Raw genomic sequence first — 21,115 nt, 5'->3', positions numbered from 1 at the left:
TCACTCTTGGTGACATCCGTTGTTCACCCACCGTCACGCCGCGCCGAGTGCCAGGAACGCCCACGCCGTCGCCCGGCCACGCGGGTCGGACGCCGACCGCCGCGCCGCGAGCAGGGCGGCACTGAGGTCGTCGCCGGCCCGTAGCCGCTCGTGCACCGTCAGGCTGAGGTCGACGCTCGCGGCGTCACTGACGGGGACGACACTGGCCAGCAGGCCCGCGGTGCCCAACGCCGACAGCGACGTCGTGAAACCGAGCAGTTCGTCCGCCCCGGTGGGCGAGCCGACCCCGGACTCACAGGCGGTCAGGAGCAGCCGGTACGGCGGCGCGGCCAGCCGCTCCAGGTCGAACACCGTCAACGGCCCGTCGGACAGCTCCAGCGCCGAGAACATGGGATTGTCGCCGCGGAACCGCCCATGCGCTCCGATGTGTGCCAGCCACGCGCCGTCGAGCGCGGCCAGGGCGGCGTCAGCCGTAGCGCCGTCGCCGGCCAGCACCGTCGCGTCCGGATAGGTGCTGGCCAGCACACCCACCTCGGCACCGGAGGACGCGAGATCGGCGCCGGCGATCAGCGCGACCCGCTGGCGTACCGGCGGCGCACTGGTACGGGCCCGCAGCCAGGCCGCCGCCGACGGGGCGACGGTGACGTCCCGGTCCCGCAACGCCGGCAACGCACCCCACGGGATCGCCTGCATCGTCGACGGCGGGACCAGCACCACCGGGCCGTCGCCGAGCTCGGCGGCCACCGGGCCGAGCATGGTCTCCTGTAGCCGGGCGAGGCCGGGTTCGGCCGCGGCGAGCAGCGGGCCGGCGACGACGTCGGCTGCCAGTGCCGCACCCCGCAGCGCGAACCGGGCGTACTCGACCTCCTCCAGCGCACCGGCGACCCGCCCCGCGACCAGGTGCCGCAGCCGCCCGTTCCTGGCCACGACCAGGTGGAACCGCTCGCCCTTGACGCCGACGATGCTCACCAGCGTCCGATCGCCCAGCGTGTCGAGCAGTTCGCCGACGCCGAACCGTCGCCTTCGGCCGGTGCTGTCGCCCGCCCGGCCGTGCACGTGCCGGCGGATACGCTCCTCCACCCGGCGCCGCTCGGCCTCGGAGTCGCCGCCCGTGCCGAGCACACTCTCCACCGACCGCAGCCGGCCCAACTCGGCCGCCAACTCGCCGTCGGACCGGGCGTCCGGCCACGGCAGCGAATGCAGGGTGCCGCGCCACCGCTCCGTCCAGCGCAGCAGCTCACGCGCTGTCCCGTCCAACGCCACGCGACGGGTCGCCAGGATCGCCAGGTCGGTGCCGTGCACGGTGGCCCGGGCCCGCAGCTCGGTGGCGCCCAACGACACCGCATGCGCATCGAGCACGTCCAGCCCGCGCGCACACGCGGCCAGCATGCCGCGCCGGTCGCCCTGCTGGTCGGCCAGCAGCGCCTGCGCGTACCACGCCGAAGCCCGGCGCAACGCCGACCCGCGGTGACGGGCAGCCGCGGCGGTCCGCAGATTCTGCGCCGCCAGCTCGGGCAGCCCGGCCGTGAGCGCCATGCGTCCGGCCAGCACCAGAGCGTCCAACCGCTCGGACGAATACCGATCGGTCAGCTCCGCCGCCAGCTCGGCGGCGGCCTTCGCATGGCGCTTGGTGACCTTCCCGGTGGCCGCCTGCGCCCTGAGGACGACGACGCGTGCGTGCCGCTCGGCGTCGACGTGCCCCTGCCGCGCGCTGGACCGGGCGGCACGTCTGGCGAGGTCGACGGCCCGCTCGGGATTGCCGGCGGCCAGGTGCACGATGGCGGCCGCGATGAACCCGTCCGCCCTGCGCAGGGCGGCGTCACGGGTGCTCTCCAGCCTGGCCACCATCTCGTCGGCGGTGGCTGCGGCGTCCTCGGTCAACCCCGCCGCCAACTGGACGACGGCCAGGTCCCGCACCACCTCCGGCGGCACGACGCCAAGCTGTTCGAACTGCTCTCTCGCTTCATAGAACAGCCGCAGCGCGCGAGGAAGATCACCGCGGCGGTGCGCGTTGTCACCGCGGTTGTTGACGATAATCGCGGCGACATAGTCCTGCTGCCCCCTCCGAGCAAGGTTCTGGGCCAGTGCGAGTTGGCTGTCAGCTTCGGTGTATTGACCCAGGCCATGCAAGGCATACGCGATGTTGGCCCGGGCACCAGCTTCCCAGGTGACTTCGCCGTCACGAGCCAGCATCTTTGCTGCGTCGCACCCATCCCGGAGGGCCCAGGCAAACTCACCGAGATGAAGGAGTGCGCCACTCCGCCGGACGAGAATCCGTGCTCGTTCAGAGTCATCGGTCGACGCCAATGCGCGCTCGAATGCGCGTAGCGCAGATGCCCTTTTCCCGGCAAGGCAAAGAATCGTACCAAGACTCGCCTCAAGGTCGGATTCCCTGGCCGTGAGCTTGTTTCGACGGCTGACAGCGATGCCACGACGCGCGGCTGCGATGGCGTGCGATGTCCGCCCCTCCTCACGTTCGACGATGGCGAGCGCTTGGAGAGCGAACGTCAGATCGAGGCCCGATGCGCCTCTGCGCAGCAGGTCCTCTGCTCGACGACGGGCGTCCCGAGGATGCGACATGGCAAGACTGGGCAGGTCGGCCGCGCCCGATGTCGTCGTCGTACTTCCGGTGCCCACGTGCTGATGCTAGACATGTAGTCGTTTGTCCGAATCACGGTAGGGGGAATCCGATGCAACACGACCGCGAACGGCTACACCTGGAGTTCGAGCGCTTACGGGAAAACAGCGCTCGCCGCTCGAAGGACCGGGGGTTCGAGCTCGCCGCACGGTGGAATCGCGACGAGACCGAGATCGAGTACCTCTATCGTCAGGGCCAGCTGATCTGTGATGAGCGAGATCTCGATGTCGTGCTGGCCGCGTTCGAGGAACTGCGCCTCGACCGGCCTGAAGTTTTAGAAGGACCCGTCGGCCTGGTCATCCTCCACGTTTCCGAGACGGATGCCGCCGAGGTCGCCGACAAACTGGCCGAGTCGCTGGGCGACGAGCGGATCGTGGCGCCCAACCACGTCCTGGATGCTCAGTCCCACGCCGTGATGTGTCCCGCGACCGAGCCGTTGGCCGCGTATGGGCCCATTCCGGAACTTGGCGAGCCAATAGGCCCTGGCGATGCGCGAGTAGCCGTCATCGACACCGGTTTCCTTCCCGATCTCGCGAAGGAGTCCGGCTTCGAGCGGTTCTCGGCGGTCCGCACGTACGAGGTCGACGACGACGTCTACGCGCCGGGCACCGACCGGATCCAGCCCTACGGCGGACACGGCACCGCGGCGACTGCCCGGCTGCTCGCGGTCTCCGGTTCCCGGTCGGTGAGTGTGGAGGTGCGAGACTGTCTGATCGGCGGCGCGGTCGACGAGCTGGCCATCGTCGCGGACCTGGAACGCGTCGTGCGGGCCGGCGTCGACGTCGTCAGCGTGCAGGCCGGCCTCTACGCACGCCCCGGCAACACCCCGAAGGCGTTCGACATGTTCTACCGGCGGGTGCTCAGCCGGCATCCGCAGACGGTGGTCGTCGCCGCGGCCGGTAACCACGGAACGGACGTGCCGTTCTGGCCGGCGGCGTACAGCTGGACCACGGCCGTGGGCTCGCTGACCCGCGGCGGCGACGCGCGCACGTCGTGGTCGAACTTCGGCTACTGGGTCGACGCGTACGTCTCGGGTGAGAGCGCCCTCGTCCCATTCCCGAACGGGACGTACACGTACGTCGACAAGACCTCGGCGGCCTTCACCAACGGGCACGCGGTGTGGTCGGGCACGTCGTTCGCGACCCCCGTGGTCGCTGGTCTGATCGCACGCCGGATGGTCGAACGTGACGTCGACGCGCGGGTGGCTCGGCACATCGTGCTGCAGGAGGCGGCGATCGGGGCGCTGCCGGAGACCGGCCCGCGGCTGATCCTCTGACGCGTCCACCATCGCGATTGGCCCCTTGATCAACGGTTCGGCGGCCGGTACGTTTCGTGACGTATCCGGCCGCCGGCCCAGCAGGGGGTCCCCATACCGCAGCGTTCCGACTCGACCGCCGACGCCAGCGCGGCAGGCATCAGCCAGCCGATGTTCGACCCGCGAAAGCGGCTGGCCGGCGAGGTCCGTCGGCTCGAGATCAATGCCGAGAAGCGCTCCCGGGGCCGCCGGTTCCGGCTCGGCGTTCGCTGGAACGACGCCCGCGACCGGGTCGAATACATGTACAAGCACGGCGAACTGCTGTGCCGCGGCACCGACCTCGACCTGGTGCTGGCGGCCTTCGCGAACACCGGCCTGGAGCGCCCCGAGCGGGTGACCAGCCCGCTCCCCAGCCTGCGGGTGCTGCACGTGGGCGACCGGGACGCCGCAGAGCTGGCTGACACGCTCGCGGCCACGCTGGGCGACGGTGTCCTCACACCGAACCACGTCCTCGACGCCCACGCTTACGTGCGACTGTGCCCGGCCACCGAGCCGCTGCCCTGGCACGGCCCGGTCACCGACCTCCCCGAACCGCGCGGCACCGGCCGCGCGCATGTCGCCGTCGTCGACACCGGCTTCTCGGCCACCGTCGCCGACGATTCCGCGTACGCCCGGTTCAGCGCGGTGGCCCCGGATTCCGAGCCCGACGATCTCGTCCACGTCCAGGACACGACGATCATCGAGCCGTACGGCGGGCACGGGACCGCCGCGACCGCGCGCCTGCTCGCCGTCACCGGTGCGGAGTCCACCACGGTGCACGTGAGCAGCTGCGCCGTCGGTGGCGCCGTCGACGAGGTCTCGGTGGCGCAGGCGGTCGCCGCCGCCGCGCGCTCCGGTGCGAGCGTTATCAGCCTGCAGGCGGGCGCGTACACCCGGGAGGCCGAACCGCCGGTAGCGTTCGCGGCACTGCGCGACGACGTGCTGACCGACCACCCCGACACCGTCCTCGTCGCCGCGGCCGGCAACAACAGCACGGACGACGAGTTCTGGCCGGCCGCGTTCGACTGGGTGACCGGTGTCGGTGGGCTCACCACGGACGGCTCGGCCCGCGCAGACTGGTCGAACCACGGCGAGTGGGTTGACGTCTACGCCGTCGGTGACAACGTCACCGTGCCGTACCCGAACGGGAGCTACGAGTATCTCGGCTCCGAGTTGTCGGTCGAGTTCACCCAGGGCCACGCGATCTGGTCCGGCACGTCCTTCGCCACCCCAGTGGTGGCCGGGATGATCGCCCGGCGCATGATCGAGGACGACGTGGACGCACCGGCGGCCCGCGACGCCGTGCTGGCCGACGCCGCCACGGCGGCCGTCACCGGCATCGGACCCCGGGCGCTCCCCGGACAGGACGGCTAACTCGACGCCTTCAGATCGCGCCGGTCCGATCGGCCGGCGCGCCGGTCGTCCCGGCGGACGGGTAGGTACAGCAGAGCGCACAACGCGAGGGCGAGCCCGCCGAGCCCCATCGCGGCGGCGACGGAAGCACCGTCGGCCACGGCGGTGAGCGCGATCAGGCCCAGCGAACCGGCAGCCTGGCCGGCCATGGAACCGACGGACACGATCGTGACCCGGTTCTCGCTGGTTGCGCGCTCATGGAGCATCGTCATGTGCAACGGGGTGACAGCACCGTTCGCGATGTAGCCCACCAGGAACGCGATGATCAACCCGACCGCGCCGGCTGACAGCGCGATGCCGACCACGGCCGCGCCGAGCAGGACGTGCAGGGCCATCGCGGCTCGCGCGGCGCCCACCCGGCGCGCCGCGACCGCGGCGAGCCAGGCGCCCACGGCCGACGCCACCCACGCGGCCGAGTTGACCGGGCCCATGATGGCGGCGGCATCGTCCGCGTTGGACACGATGTCGGCCAGGTGGATGGGGGTGAGCGACTCCATGGCCACCATTCCGAAGCCCCACACCACTTCGACCCAGATCAGCACCTGGAGGACCTTGGAACGGCGCAGCAGGCGCAGACCGCCGACGATCACACGTGGTACATCGCGCACCGCGGCCGAGGTCGCAGCCCAGCCGGTCCTCGGCTTGGCCTCGTGGAGCAGGGCGATGGTGGCGACGACGGAGACGGCGCGGAACACGGCGGCGACGATGACGGGGACGGCCAGTGCCTCCACCGAGGACCACGGGTCCAGCGCGACCAGGCCGCCGGCCAGCAGCGCCCCGCCGCCGATGGCGATGCTCGCGACGACACCACCGCCGGACAGCCCACCGGAGATGTCGGCGTCCGGGTCGTGTGCCAGGACGGTGTCGACGTACCAGGCCTCCAGCGGCCCGCTGTCCAAGGCGCGGTAGATGCCCTGGACGGCGAACGCCACGGCGAACAGGAGGAACGAGTCGGCGGTGTAGATGAGGGCGAAGCCGCCGAGGCTCACGATGCCCGATGCGACCAGGACGGGTTTGCGTCCCAGGGAGTCGGAGAGTCCGCCGGTGGGCAGTTCGATCAGGAACACGACCAGGCCCTGGACGGCCGCGGCCTGCCCCAGCTGTGACAGCGTCAGCCCGCGCTCCAGCGGCAGCAGGGTAAGGACCGGCAGCAGCATTCCCGACGGCAGCCAGCGCAGGCCGAGCAGGATGAGGTAGCGGTGCCGTGCCTGGCGGGGGTTGAGTGGCCTTCTGGAGTTCGTCGGTGTCTGACCCGGTGTCACGGTCGCACAGTGAATCGGACATTGCGGAAATGCACAACGGGACCCCACAACGGCGCGCCGGAGCGCGGGCGGCGCCTTGGCCGTCCGTGGCTGTGCCCGGTAATGTCCAGCATGTGACGGTCGAGCGACGCAAACCACTCGAGGTGCCTGTAGACCCCGACATCACGGAGGAGCTGCGGGCGGCGGACAGCGAAGCGCGAGCCGAGGCGGCGTCGCGCGGCGCCGAGCTCTTGGAGCGTCTGCGCAAGCTCTGAGCGCACCGCAGGTCGCGTCACGCCTGATGAACGCCGTACCGTAGAGCGGATGAGCGGGAACGACACACCCGTGCGCAGCCTCGCCGAAGACTTGCGCGCACGGGCCGACGACGAGCTGGCCGCACTGCTGCGCGCCCGGCCCGACCTGCTCGCCCCCGTCCCGGTCGACGTCGGCCAGCTCGCCGCCCGGGCCACCACCCGCGCGTCGACGGTGCGCGCCCTGGACCGGCTCGACCGGTTCACCCTGCAGGTGCTCGACGCGCTCGTCGTGCTGCCGGTGCCGGTGTCCGCCGACGACGTTCGCACGGCCCTGCCCATGTCTGGAACCGCGACCGGCCCCGTCGGTGACGCCGTCACGGCACTGCGCACGCAGGCGCTGCTGTGGGGCCGCGACGACGACCTCCGGGTGCCGCACATCGTGCGGGAGATCCTCGGCCCGCACCCGGCCGGGCTCGGGCCGCCGGCCCGGCAGGCGCTGCTGGCGCTGTCGCCCAGCCGGCTCACCACCATCATGCGCGGCCTCGGGCTGCCGTCCAACGGCGACCACGGCGCTGCCGCCGAGGCGCTGGCCGCGTACCTGGCCGACCCGGCCACGCTCGGTGCCCTGCTGGACACACTGACCGACGACGCCCGCTCGGCCCTCGCCGCGCTGACACCGGGCCCTCCGACCGGCCGCATCGACGACGCCATGCGCGAGGTCGACCGGGAGACCGCCCGTACGGCGATCGACCTGCTGCTCGCGGTCGGTCTACTGGTGCCGGTCGACTCCGCCACCGTGGTGCTGCCCCGCGAGGTCGCGCTGTACCTGCGCGGCGGCGTCCACACCGACGTGCTGACGTCGCCGCCGCGGCCGGCGGTCACCGAGCGCACCCCCGACATCGTCGACCGCACGGCCGGCGCCGGCGCGTTCGACGTGGTCCGCAAGGTGGAGCTGCTCCTGAACACCTGGGCGGCCGAGCCGCCACCAGTGCTGCGCACCGGTGGGCTGGGGGTACGTGACCTGCGCAGGCTGCCGGAGCTCCTCGACACCGACGAGGCGGGCGCGGCGCTGATAGCCGAGGTCGCCTTCGCGGCCGGACTCCTGGCCATCAGCGACGACATCGACGAGGTGTGGCTGCCCACGCCGGAGTTCGACGCCTGGCAACGGGAGGAACCAGCCCGGCGCTGGGCGGCCCTGGCCCAGGCGTGGCTGACGACCAGCCGGGTGGCGGGCCTCGCCGGCAGCCGCGACGAGCGCGACCGGCCGGTGGCGCCGCTCGGGCGCGATCTGGAACGTCCGGCCGCGCCGGAGTACCGCCGGCTGGCCCTCGGCGAACTGGCCGAACTGCCCGCGGGATCGGCGCCGGACCTCGTCGGCGTGCTCGCCGCCCTGCAGTGGCGCCGTCCGCGGCGCGGCGGCCGGTTCCGTGACGACCTCGTGCGCTGGACACTGCGAGAGGCGGAGCAGCTCGGCCTCACCGGCATGGGCGCGCTGGCGTCGTTCGCCCGGCCGCTGCTGGCCGGACGCGGTGACGACAAGGCCGTCGCGGCCGCCGCCGACGCCGTGCGCACCAGCCTGCCGCAGCCACTGGACCACGTGCTGCTCCAGGCCGACCTGACCGCCGTCGCGCCCGGGCCGCTGCGCTCCGACCTCGAGCGCGAACTGACGCTGATCTCCGACGTCGAGAGCCGTGGCGGCGCGTCCGTGCACCGGTTCACCACCGGATCGCTGCGCCGGGCCCTGGACGCCGGCCGCACCGCCGCCGATGTGCACGAGTTCCTCGCCGCCATCTCCCGCACCCCGGTGCCGCAACCACTGACGTACCTCGTCGACGACGTCGCGCGGACGCACGGGCAACTGCGGGTGGGCAGCGCGCAGTCCTTCGTCCGCTGCGACGACCACGCTGTCCTGGCCGCCATCATGGCCGAGCCGCGGTCGTCGAGCCTGGGCCTGCGGCGACTCGCACCCACGGTGCTCGCGTCGTCGCTGCCGCCGAACACCCTGGTGGAGCGGCTGCGGCAGATCGGGTTCAGCCCGGTGCCGGAGGCTGCCGACGGTTCCATCGTGATCGGACGTTCCGAACCACGGCGGGCGGTCACCCGCCAGACTCCGCGGCCGCCGTTCGCGGAGCTGTCGGCACCGGAGGAGACGCTGCTGGGCGCGGCCGTCCGAGCGCTGCGGGCCGGCGACCGTTCGCGCGCCGAACGCCCACCGGACGCCGCACCGGGCCGGCTCGGGCGCACCGGCGCCGCCGCCACGCTCGCCGACCTGCGCCAGGCGCTGGAGTCCGGCACCACCGTCTGGATCGGCTATGTCGACCACCACGGCGCCACCACCGAGCGGCTGGTCGACCCCGCCCGGCTCGAAGGCGGCTGGCTGTCCGCGTTCGACCACCGCAGCGGCGAGGTCAGGTCGTTCGCGGTGCACCGCATCAGCGGGGTCGCCCCGGTAGACGCGTGAGCGTCCCGGTCACCAGCGCCAGGGCGACGAGCCCCGCGGCCGTCCACACCACCGCCCTGGCGCCGTGCGCGTCGAACATCGCACCGCCGGCGAACGCCCCCGCCGCGATGCTGGCGTTGAAAACGCCGACCCACAGGGCGGTGCCGAGTTCGCGCGGCGCGGCCCGCGCCATCCACGCCTGCGTGCTGACCGACACACCCCCGTACGCCAGTCCCCAGACGGCCAGCAGCGCCCCGGCGCCGAACGCCGTCGTCCCCAGCCATGGCACGGTGGCCAAGCTGACGAGCAGAGTTCCGGCCAGAACGACGACGACCCGGCGCGGCCGGCGAGCGGCGCGCGGGCCGGCGGCGAAGTTCCCGGCGACGCCGAAGACGCCGTAGACGACGAGCAGCGTTCCCAGGGTCGCCGCACCGATGCCGCCGAAGGTCTCCAGCACCGGTCGCACGTACGTGTAGGCGGCGAAGTGCCCGGTGACCAGCAGGGCGGTCAGGACGAGGCCGGTCGTCACCGCTGGGATGCGCAGCAGGCCCGGGACGCCGCGCAGCCGCAGCCCGCGCGCCCCGGGCAGCGCCGGGAAGCAGACCGCCATGGCCGCGGCCACGAGCAGACCCAGCGCGGCCAGCGCCCAGAACGCCGCCCGCCAGCCGGCCGCCGCGCCGAGATACGTGCCGACCGGCACCCCCAGGACCGACGCGACGGCTATCCCGCTGAAGACCACGGTCGTGGCCAAGCCTGCCGAGCGCTCCCGGACCAGGCGCGGCGCGAGCCCGGCAGCCAGAGCCCACACGGCGCCCATGGTGACACCGAGCAGGACCCGGGCCACCGCCATGACCGGGAATGTCGGCGCGAGCGCCGTCAGCGCGTTGGCGAGCGACAACGCCACCATCAGCGCCACGAGCACGGTCCGGCGGTCGGCCCGGCCGATCACCACCGGGACGAGCGGCGCCGTCACCGCGGCAGCGAGTCCGGTGAGGGTCAGCGACAGTCCGACGGTCCCCTCGGACTCCCCCAACGCGGACCCGATGGGCGTGAGCAGACCGACGGGCATCATCTCGGCTGCGACGACGGTGAAGGTGGCCAGCGCGGCGATCGCGACCGCGGGCCAGCGGTCCTGGCCGGGTTCGGGTTCGGGTTCGCGGGCGGCGGCCAGGGGCTCGGTGGTCCGGGACATGGCCACAGTCCACGTGTCGGCGGCCGGCGGAACAACGGCGAATCGCTCACCAATCGATGACCTAGGCTCATCGATGCACGCCGGTCATCGGAATCGGTGAGCATGCCGCCAAGCCGCCACCGCACCGAAGGGCGATCGTGACCGTCCCGGACCTACCGGCCCGCGAGCTGCAGTGCTTCCTCGTGCTCGCCGAGCAACTGCACTTCGGCCGCACCGCCGAGCAGCTGTACGTCTCACAGAGCCGGGTGAGCCAGCTGCTGCGTTCACTCGAACGCCGCGTCGGGGCGCCCCTGGTCGAACGCACCAGCAGACGGGTCCGGCTCACACCCCTCGGCGAGGACTTCCTGACCAGCCTCCGGCCGGCCTACGCCGCCTTGGCGCGAGCGTTCGAGCAGACCCGGCTCGAAGCGCACCGCTCCCAGCCGCCGCTGCGGATTGGTTTCCAGGGCGCCGTGTACGAGCCGGTCGCGCTCGCTCTCGCGCGGTTCCAGGAGCAGCACCCGCATCCGAGCGTCGACCTCAAGGAACTGCCGCTCGCCGATCCGTTCTCCGACCTCCTGGCGGGCCGGATCGACGTTGCCGTGGTCCTCCTGCCGGTAGAGGAACCCGAGCTCACCACCGGCCTCGTCTTCTCCCGCGAACCGCAGACTCTGGCGCTGGCGGCCGGACACCCGTGGGCGCGGCGCCACGAGATCGACGCCGACGACCTGTCCGAGGTGCCGTTGGTGGCGATCGTCGGACCCGCACCCGACTACTGGCGTCGCGTGCACACCCCGGCAGTGACACCGAGCGGCGCGCGCATCCGCACCCGTGGCCGCGCCACGACCGTGCAGGAAGGACTCACCCAGGTGGCGTCCGGACGGGGTGGAATGCTGCTGTGCGCGGCAACCGCCGCCTACAACCGCCGCCCGGACATCGCGTTCGTGCCGGTCCGCGGCCTCCCGGAGACGGCACTCGGCGTCACCTGGCGGGCCGACCGGCAGGACGCCCGGGTCGAGGAATTCACCTCGACCCTGCGCCAGGCTCTCCCGTGACGACACTGGCTGGACGAAGGGTTCACGCTCGAGCAGCCGTGAGAACCGACGCCAGCAGCGCCGGGTCCGCGTTGCCGCCCGACACCACCGCCACCGCACGGCCGAACCGGCCCGGATCGGCCAGGAACGCCGCTGTGGCAAGCGCCCCGGTGGGCTCGGCGACCACGCGGGCGCGGGTGGCGATGGTGGACATCGCCGCCAGGATGGCGTCCTCGGGCACCGTCACGACCTCGTCGACGTACGCCTGGATGTGCCGCCACGTCAGCTCGCCCACCACCGGCAACCGAACGCCGTCGGCGATGGTCCGGTAGGTGTCGGCCGGGTCCCAGCGGACCCGCTCGCCGCGCGCGAGGCTCTCGGCCAGGTCCGCAGCGAGCTCGGGCTCGACGGCGACGACGCGGGCGCTCGGTGCCGCGGCCGCCATCGCGACGGCGATACCCGAGATCAGCCCGCCGCCGCCGACCGGCACCAGGACGGTGTCGATCTTCGGCTCGTCCGCGGCGATCTCGAGGCCCACGGTGCCGGCGCCGGCGATCACACCCGGGTGGTCGAACGGCGAGATGAACGTCAGGCCGCGCTGTGCGCGCAGTTCCTCGACGCGGCTGTCCCGCTCCGCCGGCGGCACCATGACGACCTCGGCACCCAGTTCCCGCGTGGCCGCGACCTTGACCGGCGCGGCCGCGTCGGGCATCACGACCGTGGCCGCGATGCCCTGCGCCTTCGCCGCCCAGGCCAGCGCCTGGGCGTGGTTGCCGCTGGAGTGGGTGACGACGCCTCGGGCGCGTTCGTCGTCGTCGAGCAGGGCGACGGCGTTGAACGCACCGCGCAGCTTGAACGCGCCGGTGGCCTGCAGGCCCTCCGGCTTCAGCCACAGCTCACCGCCGGCCCACGCGGCCGGCAACAGCGGCGTGCGCACGGCGACGCCGTCGAGCCGGCCGGCCGCCGCGCGGACATCGTCGATCGTGACCAAGCCCGTCACGACCGCTCGGCCTGCCACATCCAGTACTGCTTCTCCAGCTCCTCGACCACGTCGAGCAGGATGTTGTTGCTGACGGCGTCGGCCTGCTCGACGTCCTGGGCGCGCTGGCGCATCCTGGCGATGACGCCTTCGTAGAGGCTGATGAACGCGGCCACGACGTCGTCGTCACGCAACCAGCCGGCGTCGAGGCGCGTGATCCGCGAGTCGCGCGCGATGGTCTCGGCGCGGCCGTCCGCCGGGCTGCCGATCGTGGCCGACCGCTCGGCGACGACGTCGGCGTGCTTGCGGGCCGTGTCGACGACCTCGTCGAGCTGGAAGTGGATGGTGCGGAACCTCGGGCCGGTGACGTTCCAGTGTGCCTGCTTGCCCAGCAGGGACAGGTCGACGAGGTCGATGAGCGCGTCCCGCAGTGCCTCGGTCACGACCTTGTGGGCGTCTTCCGGCAACGGACTGTTGATGGTGGGCATGACCCCTCCCTCGTGTCGTGGTGCCCGCTGGTACCCGTGCGGTACAACAACGAACCCGTTACCCACCATCCCACGCCGAGACGCGTCAGGAGCTCGCGACCAGTTCTTCGTCGGCGGCGGCCACCTGCCGGTCCTCGAAGCGGGTGGAGATGATCAGCGTGGTGCGGGTGCGCGCGACGCCTTCGATCCGTACCAGCCGGCCGAGCAACCGCTCGAGCCCTTCGACGTCGCTCACCCGCACTTTGAGCATGTATGCCTCGTCGCCGGCGATGAACCAGCAGTCCTCGACCTCGGGAACGTCCTCGAGCCGAGCTCCGACCTCGTCGTGCCCGGCCGAGTCCGACAACACCAGTCCGATCAAGGCGGTCAGGCCGAGCCCGAGCGCCGTCGGGTTGACCGTGGCCCGGTAGCCGGTGATGACGCCGCGCTCCTCCAGCCGCCGAACCCGCTCCTGGATGCTCGGCCCGGACAGCCCGACCAGCCGCCCGAGCTCGGCATAGGAGGCGCGGCCGTTGGCTCGCAACGCCGCTACCAAACGCGCATCCACCGTGTCCATGACGCTCCATCCTCGCAGTGCGCTTCGGTGGGCCGGCGACGTGGTGAGCATCACCCGTCCTGAGATTGATCTGTTACGTGGCCGTAATTTAGAATCTAAAGGCAATGAGGCGTTCTGCCTTAGATATTCTCGCATTTTTCCCTGAGGAGCATTGTTGTACAGCCTGGAGCTCGCCAAGGCCCGTCTCGACGACCTCCGCCGCGAGGCGGAGATGGCCCGCCGGGCGGCCGCCGCCCGGACCGGTGAGCGACCCCGCCGCCGGTTGTTCGGCTGATCGGATCACGACCGGGGTGCGTGCCGACCGGCCGCTCACCTAGGCTGGTGGCACGGAAGTACATCAGCCGGGGAGGTCGCACGGTGGGTCGGGTACTACCAATCGTGGTGGCGATCGCGCTGCTCGTCTATGCGCTGATCGACTGCCTGCAGACCGACTCCGCCAGGTTCCGGTCGCTGAACCGCTTCATCTGGGTCGCCATCATCGTCCTGATACCCCTTGTCGGGCCGCTGTTGTGGCTGGCCATCGGCAAGGCCCGCGAGCAGCGCCGCCCGGTCCCGCCACCCAGCCGTCCGGTCGCTCCCGACGACGATCCCGAGTTCCTCCGGCAGCTGCGCGACATCGACACCAAGCACGAGAAGATGCTCGGCGAGTGGGAGGCCGACCTGCGCCGCCGGGAACAGCGGATGCGCGGCACCGACAAGCCCGCGGACGAACCCATGACCGAGCAGGAACGCAAGGACGCCGAGCTGCGTAAGCGGGAGGACGAATCCCGCCACGGCAGCGATGACGACGACGACCCTCGCTGAGCCAGGGCTTCCGTGAGCTGGACACTGCCCGAGGAGTTCGAGGCAGCCGGCGGAGTCATCCGGTGGGCACGCTTCGGCGACGGGGAGGACCCCATCGTCCTGGTGCACGGCACGCCGTACTCCTCGTTCCTCTGGCGCGACATCGCGCCGGCGCTCGCCCAGAAGCGCACCGTCTTCGTCTTCGACCACCTCGGCTACGGGCAGTCTGAGCAGAGCGAGGGCCAGGATCTCACCCTGGCCGCGCAGGCACGCCGGTTCGTGGAACTGCTCGCCCACTGGCAGATCAGCAGCCCCAGCGTGGTCGCCAACGACATCGGCGGTGCCATCGTCCTGCGGGCGCTACTCCTCGAAGGAGCCGCGTACCGCGACCTCACGATCTTCGACGCGGTCAGCGGCGGCGCGTGGGAACGCGGCCTGTTCAAGCTGATGCGCACCCACCCCGACGTCTTCGACCAGCTACCGGGCTATGCCCACGAGGCCCTCGTCGCCAGCCACCTCGACAACGCCACCCACCTCGGGTTCCGCCCCGAGGTGCGCAGGGCATACCTCGCACCGTGGCTCGGGCCGGACGGGCAAGCGGCGTACTACCGGCAGTACCGCCAGCTCTCGGAGTCCGACACCCGCCCCTACGAGGCGCGACTCGGCCAGATCACCGTGCCGGTGAAGCTGCTCTGGGGACGCGAGGACCGCATCCTGCCGCCGGAGTACGGCACCTGGTTGCACGAACGCATCCCCCAGTCCGAGCTGCACTGGGTCGACGACGCCGGGCACCTCCTGCAGGAGGACGCGCCCGCGCAGCTGCTCTCGCACCTGTTCGCCGGCGTCGCGACCGCCTAGCGGCGACGGAGCGAGGTCACAGGCCGCCGTACGAGTGCAGGCCGTTGAAGAAGATGTTCACGCCGAAGTAGCTGAACAGGACCGTCCCGTAACCCACCAGCGACACCACGGACGCCTTCGAGCCCTTCCAGCCGGCGGTAGCACGGGCGTGCAGATAAGCGGCGTAGGCGAGCCAGGTGATCAGCGCCCACACCTCCTTGGGGTCCCAGCCCCAGTATCGTCCCCACGAGACCTCGGCCCAGATGGCGCCGAGGATGAGCGGACCGAACGTCCAGATGGGGAACGCGATGGCGGTGAGCCGGTAGCTCAGCCGGTCGAGGGTGCCCGAATCCGGGAGGGAGGCCCCGAAGCCGGTGGTGCGGCCGCGCTTGGCCGACCGCTCGGAGACGATCTGCAGGGCGCTGGTGACGGCGGAGACGGTGAACAGGCCGAACGCGACCACCGCGGCGCCCACGTGCACGACCAGCCAATACGAGCGCAGGGCCGGCACCAGCGGGCCCGGCGGCACGTACAGCAGGGTGACGGCCAGCCCCAGGGTCACGAAGATCAGCAGAACTGCCCAGACGGCGACCGCGCGGCCCACCACGGTGCGGGCCAGTACGAGGAAGACGACGGACGCGACGAGCGCTCCCGTGATGGAGAACTCGTACATGTTGCCCCACGGCGTGCGGCCGGTGCCCACCCCACGCATGACCACGCCGGCGGCAAGCACCACGGTGGCCAGCACCAGCAGCGCCCGCCCGGTGCGGCCGGTGCGGTCGGCACGCTCGGTCAGCCCGTCGGGCACACGAGCCGGTGCGTCGGCGCCGCCCGAGCCGGCGGCCGGCCGGCTGTCAGCGCCCGTTCCGACCCCGACGAGCTCCGCCGCCGGGGCGGCCGCCGGCGCCTCGAGCGCGCGCCGGATGCGGCTGCGCTGACCTGCTTCGGCACAGAACGCCAACCAAGCGGCCAAGTACGCGAAGACCGCGAGGGAGACGACGTAGCGGCTCCACTCGGCGACGGCGTCGAGGTCCATCAGCTCTCCCTCTCCCCTTCCGCGCCGTTCAGGCGCAGCAGCAGGCCATCGGTGACGGCACCGATCTCGTCGGTGAGCCGGTCCGCGCCCGAGCCTTCGGTGCGGTGCAGCCCAGCGACCTCGACCACGGTACGCCCCTCCGCGCCGACGCTGGCACGCACCCAGGCCCGGCGGCGGCGCACGTACAACGAGCCCATCAACCCGATGACGGCGGCGACGGCGCCGATGAGCGCGATCTCGCGGCCGGAGTTGCGGCCGATCTGCAGATTCACCCAGGTCACGTAGCCGTCGAAGGTAATGAAGTTGCCGTCGGGCAGCTCCACGGTCTCGCCGGCGGACAGCGCCGCCCGGAACGGCTCGCCGTCCTGCTCGTACTGCTCCATGTCGGTGAGGTCGAGCCGGTACACCGACTGCGGCTGGCCGTCGTCCAGGCCGAGGTCGCCGTGGTAGGCGGTGAAGAAGACGGCCGGGTTGCGTGCGCCGGGGAAGACCGAGCGCGGCCCGCGTTCGTCGACGACGGCCGTCGGCAGGAAGTACCCCTGGATGCCGATGTCGTCGCCGATCTCGGGCGGCACCTCGACCTTGACCACGCCGGTGGAGGTGAAGCTCCCGTCTTCGGGCAGGAACGGCACCGGGCCGTCGGCGAGCACCGTCCCGTCGGCGGAGCGCACGGTGAACGCCGGCGCATAGCCGGGGTTCAGGATGTGCACGGAGGTTCCGTCGATGTCCAGCGGCTCGTTGACCCGGATGGTGTGGGTCTCCGGGTCCGCACCCGGCTCGGGCACCAGCGTGACCGTCGCCTCGAACTCGTCCGCCTGGCCACGCTGCGGGCCGTCCTCGAGGAACTCCATGCGGAAGGAGTCGACGTCCATGGAGAACGGCGGCAGGTCGGCGGTGTCGAACAGGGCACCGGCGGACAGGCTGTCGAACTGGATGACCTGGTTGGTGAAACCGGAGCCCTCCGGCACCAGCACCGTCGCGCGGTAGCTGAACAGGCCGCCCAGGGCCACCGCGAGCAGCACCACCACGACGGACAGGTGGAAGACGAGGTTCCCGGTCTCGCGCAGGTGCCCGATCTCGCCGGCGACGGCGTCGCTCTCGCCCGCGGCGTCCGGGTCGTCGGGGCGCCGGCGCACCCGGTAGCGCCGCGACCGCAGTTCGGCGCGGGCGACGGCGAGCACCTCCTCCGGCGTCGCGTCGACCTCCACCCGTCGGTAGGCAGGCATCCGGGCCAGCCGGCGTGGCGCCTTCGGCGGCTGCGCCCGGACCGCCTTCCAGTGCTGCCAGCTGCGCGGCAGGATGCAGCCGACCAGCGACACCAGGAGAGCCAGATAGATGGCGGCGAACCAGGGCGCGGAGAAGACGTCGAACAGCCCGAAGCGGTCGTACCACTCCGACAGGGTGGGGTTGCGAGCGCGGAAATCGCGGACCTGGAGCGGGTTGACGTCGCTCTGCGGGATCACCGAGCCCGGGATGGCCGCCACGGCGAGCAGGAACAGCAGGATCAGCGCGACCCGCATGGACGTGAGCTGCCGCCACGCCCAGCGGGCCAGCTCGAACCCGCTCAGCGGCGGCGGGCGCTTGTCCACCGGCGGCCGTGCATCGGTCTGCGTCGTCATCGACCCCACATCCCTAGACCGCCACCTCGAAGCCACTGATCCAGCCCTGCATGGACGCCATCAGCTCGCTCCACAGCCCGGTCACCAGCAACACCCCCAGCACGATGAGCATGACCCCGCCGGCGCGCATCACGGCCTGCTGGTGCCGGCGCACCCACCGGAACCATCGGGTGGCCCGCTGGTAGGCGAGCGCCGCGGCCAGGAACGGCAGTCCCAGCCCCACACAGTAGGCGAACGACAGCAAGGCGCCGCGACCGGCGCTGGCCTCGCTCAGGGCGAGCGTCTGCACCGCGGCGAGAGTGGGCCCCATGCACGGCGTCCAGCCCAGCCCGAAGACCACACCGAGCAGTGGGGCGCCCGCCAGCCCGACGGCCGGGCTGCGCTCGATGCGCCAGTCGCGCGACAGCCCCGGCAGCCACCCTGCGAACACCAACCCCAGCACGATGGTGACCACCCCGAGCACCCGCATGATGACGTCGCCGTGTTCGAACAGGAGACTGCCCAGCCCGCCGAAGAGCAGGCCGAACGAGACGAACACCGCACTGAAGCCGATGATGAACAGGCTGACCCCGAGCACCAGGCGGCCACGCCGCCCGGAGGCCAGCTCCGCGCCGGACAACCCGGTGACGTAGCCGAGGTAGCCGGGCACCAGGGGGAGCACACACGGCGACAGGAACGACACCAGCCCGGCCAGCGCCGCAACCGGTATGGCCAGCGCCAGCGAACCGGTCAGGACAGTGTCGCCGAAGGTGTTCACGTGCGCTCAGCGGGCCCCTCAGCGGATCCCTCCGCGGCGACCTCGGTGACGATGTCGCGCAACGACGCCTCGCCGATGGGGCCGAGAACCCGCGCGGCGATCCGGCCGTCCCGGTCGATCACCAGCGTGCTCGGGATGGCCTGCGGCGGGACGGTGTCGCGGAACGCCAGCAGTGCTTCGCTCTTGGGGTCGTAGACGCTCGGGTAGGTGATGCCGAACTCGTCCTCGAACGCCTCCGCGGCCCGCTTGCTCGGGTCGCGGACGTTCACGCCGACGAACCGGACGCCCTCGGAGGCCACCGACTCGTGTACCGCCTGCAGGTCCGGTGCCTCCTTGCGGCACGGCGGGCACCACGAGCCCCAGACGTTGAGGACGACGACGTCACCCGCCGCGTCGGCGAGCTCGAACCTGCTGCCGTCCAGCAGCTCGCCGCCGAACTCCGGTGCCTGCTGCCGGTCGGCGGGATCGTAGATGCTGATGGCGCCGTCACCGGCGATGTAGCCGGCCTGGTCGGCGTTGTCGCTGCGCTCGACCTGGCCGTCGGTGCAGCCGGCCACCAGCAGGACGACGGCGGCCGTGCAGGTGACCAGGCGGCGCATCAGGCACCTGCCGAGAACGGCTTGCCGACCCGGGGCAGGAGGTCGCCGGCGGGCTCGGTGTAGGCGACCGACACGATGGTGTCGCCCTCGTACGTAACGGTGGTCAGGCTGGCCAGCGAGCACTCGCGGCGGCGCGGGTCGTGCCAGAGCCGCCGGCCCTCGATGGCGCTGCGGACGGTCCAGATGGGCAACTGGTGCGACACCAGCAGGACCTCGTGCCCGGCGGCCTCGCGCCGGGCGTCGGACATCGCCACGAGCATGCGAGCGGCGATGTCGCGGTACGGCTCACCCCACGACGGCCGGAACGGGTTGCGCAGGTTGCGCCAGTGCCGGGGGTGGCGCATCGAACCGTCGCCCACACCGAACGTGAGCCCCTCGAAAACATTGAGCGCCTCGAGCAGGCGGTCGTCCACCTGCACCTCGAGGCCCAGCGTCTCGGCGATCGGCGCGGCGGTCTCGCGGGCCCGCTCCAGCGGCGAGCTGACCAGCCGGACGATGTCGCGCTCGGCGACGGTGTCGGCGACCCGCTGCGCCATGGCCTGGCCCAGTTCGGACAGGTGGTACCCGGCCAGTCGTCCGTACAGCACCTTGGACGGGTTGTGCACCTCACCGTGGCGCAGCAGGTGCACCTTCGTCGTCTCGGTCACGACGCCACCTCCGGGGCGGAGGCAGCGGCCGCGGCGGCGGCCGGCAGCGCCTGGGCGATCCGGTCGAGCGCGCGGTCGTCGTGCGCGGCACTGACGAACCACGCCTCGAAAGCCGACGGCGGCAGGTACACGCCGGCCGCGAGCATGGAGTTGAAGAATGCGCCGAACCGCGGGGTGCTGGTGCGCTTGGCCGCAGCGAAGTCGGTGACCGGGCCGTCGCCGTCGACGAAGAAGACGCTGAACAGGTTGCCGGCGTACTGGACGACGTGCGGCACCCCGGCCGCGGTGAGAGCCTCGCCGACGAGGCCGCCGATGGTCTTCGCCGTGGCGTCGAGGTGGGCGTAGACGTCGGCGTCGGCCAGCCGCAGCGTGGTCAGGCCCGCCGTCGTCGCCACCGGGTTCCCGGAGAGCGTGCCGGCCTGATAGACAGGGCCGGCCGGGGCGAGCAGCTGCATGACCTCGGCCCGGCCACCGAACGCCGCGGCCGGGAACCCGCCGCCCATGACCTTGCCGAACGTGGTGATGTCGGGGGTGACGCCGTCCAGGCCGTGCCAGCCGGAGCGCGACACCCGGAAGCCGGTCATGACCTCGTCGAGGACGAGCAGCGCGCCGTGCTGGTGCGCGGTGTCGAGCAGGAACGCGTTGAAGCCGTCGGCCGGCGGGACGGCACCCATGTTGCCGGCCGCGGCTTCGGCGATGACGGCGGCGATCTGGTCGCCGTACTCGGCGAACGCCGCCTTCACCGCGGCGGTGTCGTTGTACGGCAGCACGATGGTGTCGCCCGCCGACGCACCGGTGACGCCGGGCGTGTCGGGCAGGGCGAACGTGGCCACGCCGCTGCCCGCCGACGCCAGCAGCGCGTCGACGTGACCGTGGTAGTGGCCGGCGAACTTCACGATCTTGGCGCGGCCGGTGGCGCCGCGGGCCAGCCGAATGGCGCTCATGGTCGCCTCGGTGCCACTGGACACCAGCCGCACCTGCTCGATGCTGGTCCGCGCGACGATCTCCTCGGCCAGCTCCACCTCCGGCCGGGTGGGGGTGCCGAACGACGTCCCACGCTCCACCTGGGCCCGGATCGCGTCGACGACGGCGGGGTGCGCGTGGCCGAGGATCATCGGCCCCCACGAGCCGACGAGGTCGACGTATTCGCGGCCGTCGACGTCGTAGAGGTAGGGGCCTGCGCCCTTCTCCATGAACCGCGGCGTCCCGCCCACAGCCCGGAACGCCCGCACCGGGGAATTGACCCCGCCGGGCGTCACGGACTGCGCACGGCCGAACAGCTCCGCACTACGCGGTACGTCGTCGTAGGTCACCGGCTCATTCTCGCAA

19 protein-coding genes are annotated in these 21,115 nt (G+C 72.1%); 7 read left to right on the top strand and 12 right to left on the bottom strand.

Annotated elements, in window-relative coordinates; all coding sequences use genetic code 11:
- Nucleotides 1-33 precede the first annotated feature (33 nt).
- Entirely contained in the window at nt 34-2,193 is a 2,160-nt protein-coding gene (locus JIAGA_RS0103930; RefSeq protein ID WP_051425675.1) for a CHAT domain-containing protein, read from the bottom strand.
- Between the two features lie 497 nt (nt 2,194-2,690).
- On the opposite strand from JIAGA_RS0103930, the gene JIAGA_RS0103925 reads away from it, so the two are divergent.
- Together JIAGA_RS0103925 and JIAGA_RS33650 are read left to right on the top strand one after the other, a co-directional pair.
- Nucleotides 2,691-3,914 carry a S8/S53 family peptidase gene (locus JIAGA_RS0103925; protein WP_026874647.1) on the top strand — a complete coding sequence of 408 codons (1,224 nt, stop codon included), beginning with the start codon at nt 2,691-2,693 and terminating at the stop codon, nt 3,912-3,914.
- A 150-nt stretch (nt 3,915-4,064) separates the two neighbouring features.
- Nucleotides 4,065-5,306, top strand: coding sequence for a S8 family peptidase (locus tag JIAGA_RS33650; RefSeq protein ID WP_026874646.1), 1,242 nt, complete (start codon nt 4,065-4,067; stop codon nt 5,304-5,306).
- Here the strand turns inward: JIAGA_RS33650 and JIAGA_RS27430 are convergent.
- On the bottom strand, nt 5,303-6,607 hold the full coding sequence (locus JIAGA_RS27430) for an MFS transporter (protein WP_157552673.1): 1,305 nt from the start codon (nt 6,605-6,607) through the stop codon (nt 5,303-5,305). The two genes, JIAGA_RS33650 and JIAGA_RS27430, sit on opposite strands and share 4 nt — an antisense overlap.
- 113 nt (nt 6,608-6,720) lie before the next feature.
- Here JIAGA_RS27430 and JIAGA_RS34280 point away from each other — a divergent pair, with 113 nt between their 5' ends.
- Nucleotides 6,721-6,861, top strand: coding sequence for a hypothetical protein (locus JIAGA_RS34280; protein WP_157552670.1), 141 nt, complete (start codon nt 6,721-6,723; stop codon nt 6,859-6,861).
- A 49-nt stretch (nt 6,862-6,910) separates the two neighbouring features.
- The gene (locus JIAGA_RS0103905) at nt 6,911-9,301 is read left to right on the top strand and encodes a helicase C-terminal domain-containing protein (RefSeq protein WP_026874645.1); all 2,391 of its coding nucleotides are present in this window, start codon (nt 6,911-6,913) and stop codon (nt 9,299-9,301) included.
- Here JIAGA_RS0103905 and JIAGA_RS0103900 read toward each other — a convergent pair.
- Nucleotides 9,273-10,472 carry an MFS transporter gene (locus JIAGA_RS0103900; protein WP_026874644.1) on the bottom strand — a complete coding sequence of 400 codons (1,200 nt, stop codon included), beginning with the start codon at nt 10,470-10,472 and terminating at the stop codon, nt 9,273-9,275. The genes JIAGA_RS0103905 and JIAGA_RS0103900 overlap by 29 nt on opposite strands.
- A 137-nt stretch (nt 10,473-10,609) precedes the next feature.
- Between JIAGA_RS0103900 and JIAGA_RS0103895 the strand changes: the two genes are divergently transcribed.
- Nucleotides 10,610-11,506 (top strand): LysR family transcriptional regulator, encoded by an 897-nt coding sequence (locus JIAGA_RS0103895; RefSeq protein WP_026874643.1) that lies wholly within the window; start codon nt 10,610-10,612, stop codon nt 11,504-11,506.
- Nucleotides 11,507-11,528: 22 nt separating this feature from the next.
- On the opposite strand, the gene JIAGA_RS0103890 is transcribed toward JIAGA_RS0103895, so the two are convergent.
- From JIAGA_RS0103890 to JIAGA_RS0103880, 3 genes are all read right to left on the bottom strand, one after another.
- Nucleotides 11,529-12,485 (bottom strand): threonine ammonia-lyase, encoded by a 957-nt coding sequence (locus JIAGA_RS0103890; protein ID WP_026874642.1) that lies wholly within the window; start codon nt 12,483-12,485, stop codon nt 11,529-11,531.
- Nucleotides 12,482-12,952 (bottom strand): Dps family protein, encoded by a 471-nt coding sequence (locus JIAGA_RS0103885; RefSeq protein ID WP_026874641.1) that lies wholly within the window; start codon nt 12,950-12,952, stop codon nt 12,482-12,484. The genes JIAGA_RS0103890 and JIAGA_RS0103885 overlap by 4 nt, the downstream gene beginning before the upstream one ends.
- A gap of 85 nt (nt 12,953-13,037) precedes the next feature.
- Nucleotides 13,038-13,508, bottom strand: coding sequence for an Lrp/AsnC family transcriptional regulator (locus tag JIAGA_RS0103880; protein WP_026874640.1), 471 nt, complete (start codon nt 13,506-13,508; stop codon nt 13,038-13,040).
- Nucleotides 13,509-13,865: 357 nt separating this feature from the next.
- On the opposite strand from JIAGA_RS0103880, the gene JIAGA_RS27425 reads away from it, so the two are divergent.
- A complete protein-coding gene (locus JIAGA_RS27425) occupies nt 13,866-14,312 on the top strand; it encodes a PLD nuclease N-terminal domain-containing protein (protein ID WP_084469451.1) in 447 nt (148 codons plus the stop codon).
- A 12-nt stretch (nt 14,313-14,324) separates the two neighbouring features.
- The gene (locus tag JIAGA_RS0103865; RefSeq protein WP_026874639.1) at nt 14,325-15,149 is read left to right on the top strand and encodes an alpha/beta fold hydrolase; all 825 of its coding nucleotides are present in this window, start codon (nt 14,325-14,327) and stop codon (nt 15,147-15,149) included.
- 16 nt (nt 15,150-15,165) lie between these two features.
- On the opposite strand, the gene ccsB is transcribed toward JIAGA_RS0103865, so the two are convergent.
- The 6 genes from ccsB to hemL are packed head-to-tail and all read right to left on the bottom strand — an operon-like array spanning nt 15,166 to nt 21,099.
- Nucleotides 15,166-16,164: a c-type cytochrome biogenesis protein CcsB gene (gene ccsB / locus JIAGA_RS0103860; protein ID WP_026874638.1), complete on the bottom strand. Its 999-nt coding sequence runs from the start codon at nt 16,162-16,164 to the stop codon at nt 15,166-15,168.
- Entirely contained in the window at nt 16,164-17,783 is a 1,620-nt protein-coding gene (gene resB, locus JIAGA_RS27420; protein WP_051425669.1) for a cytochrome c biogenesis protein ResB, read from the bottom strand. Before resB ends, ccsB begins: the two co-directional genes overlap by 1 nt.
- Before the next feature lie 13 nt (nt 17,784-17,796).
- On the bottom strand, nt 17,797-18,540 hold the full coding sequence (locus JIAGA_RS0103850) for a cytochrome c biogenesis CcdA family protein (RefSeq protein WP_026874637.1): 744 nt from the start codon (nt 18,538-18,540) through the stop codon (nt 17,797-17,799).
- A complete protein-coding gene (locus JIAGA_RS27415) occupies nt 18,537-19,139 on the bottom strand; it encodes a TlpA family protein disulfide reductase (protein WP_035812064.1) in 603 nt (200 codons plus the stop codon). Before JIAGA_RS27415 ends, JIAGA_RS0103850 begins: the two co-directional genes overlap by 4 nt.
- On the bottom strand, nt 19,139-19,786 hold the full coding sequence (locus JIAGA_RS0103840) for a histidine phosphatase family protein (RefSeq protein WP_026874636.1): 648 nt from the start codon (nt 19,784-19,786) through the stop codon (nt 19,139-19,141). Before JIAGA_RS0103840 ends, JIAGA_RS27415 begins: the two co-directional genes overlap by 1 nt.
- Nucleotides 19,783-21,099: a glutamate-1-semialdehyde 2,1-aminomutase gene (gene hemL, locus JIAGA_RS0103835; RefSeq protein WP_026874635.1), complete on the bottom strand. Its 1,317-nt coding sequence runs from the start codon at nt 21,097-21,099 to the stop codon at nt 19,783-19,785. Before hemL ends, JIAGA_RS0103840 begins: the two co-directional genes overlap by 4 nt.
- Between the last annotated feature and the right edge of the window lie 16 nt (nt 21,100-21,115).

Origin of the sequence: Jiangella gansuensis DSM 44835, from assembly GCF_000515395.1 — a bacterium.
Taxonomy (GTDB): Bacteria; Actinomycetota; Actinomycetes; order Jiangellales; family Jiangellaceae; genus Jiangella; species Jiangella gansuensis.
This window is presented reverse-complemented; position numbering and strand designations above follow the sequence as displayed.

Bases quoted from the DNA above. Each gene is read 5' to 3' on its own strand.
- JIAGA_RS0103930 (WP_051425675.1), bottom strand. From the start codon at position 2,193: ATGCTGGCTCGTGACGGCGAAGTCACCTGGGAAGCTGGTGCCCGGGCC.
- JIAGA_RS0103925 (WP_026874647.1), top strand. From the start codon at position 2,691: ATGCAACACGACCGCGAACGGCTACACCTGGAGTTCGAGCGCTTACGG.
- JIAGA_RS33650 (WP_026874646.1), top strand. From the start codon at position 4,065: ATGTTCGACCCGCGAAAGCGGCTGGCCGGCGAGGTCCGTCGGCTCGAG.
- JIAGA_RS0103905 (WP_026874645.1), top strand. From the start codon at position 6,911: ATGAGCGGGAACGACACACCCGTGCGCAGCCTCGCCGAAGACTTGCGC.
- JIAGA_RS0103900 (WP_026874644.1), bottom strand. From the start codon at position 10,472: ATGTCCCGGACCACCGAGCCCCTGGCCGCCGCCCGCGAACCCGAACCC.
- JIAGA_RS0103885 (WP_026874641.1), bottom strand. From the start codon at position 12,952: ATGCCCACCATCAACAGTCCGTTGCCGGAAGACGCCCACAAGGTCGTG.
- JIAGA_RS0103880 (WP_026874640.1), bottom strand. From the start codon at position 13,508: ATGGACACGGTGGATGCGCGTTTGGTAGCGGCGTTGCGAGCCAACGGC.
- ccsB (WP_026874638.1), bottom strand. From the start codon at position 16,164: ATGGACCTCGACGCCGTCGCCGAGTGGAGCCGCTACGTCGTCTCCCTC.
- resB (WP_051425669.1), bottom strand. From the start codon at position 17,783: ATGACGACGCAGACCGATGCACGGCCGCCGGTGGACAAGCGCCCGCCG.
- JIAGA_RS27415 (WP_035812064.1), bottom strand. From the start codon at position 19,139: ATGCGCCGCCTGGTCACCTGCACGGCCGCCGTCGTCCTGCTGGTGGCC.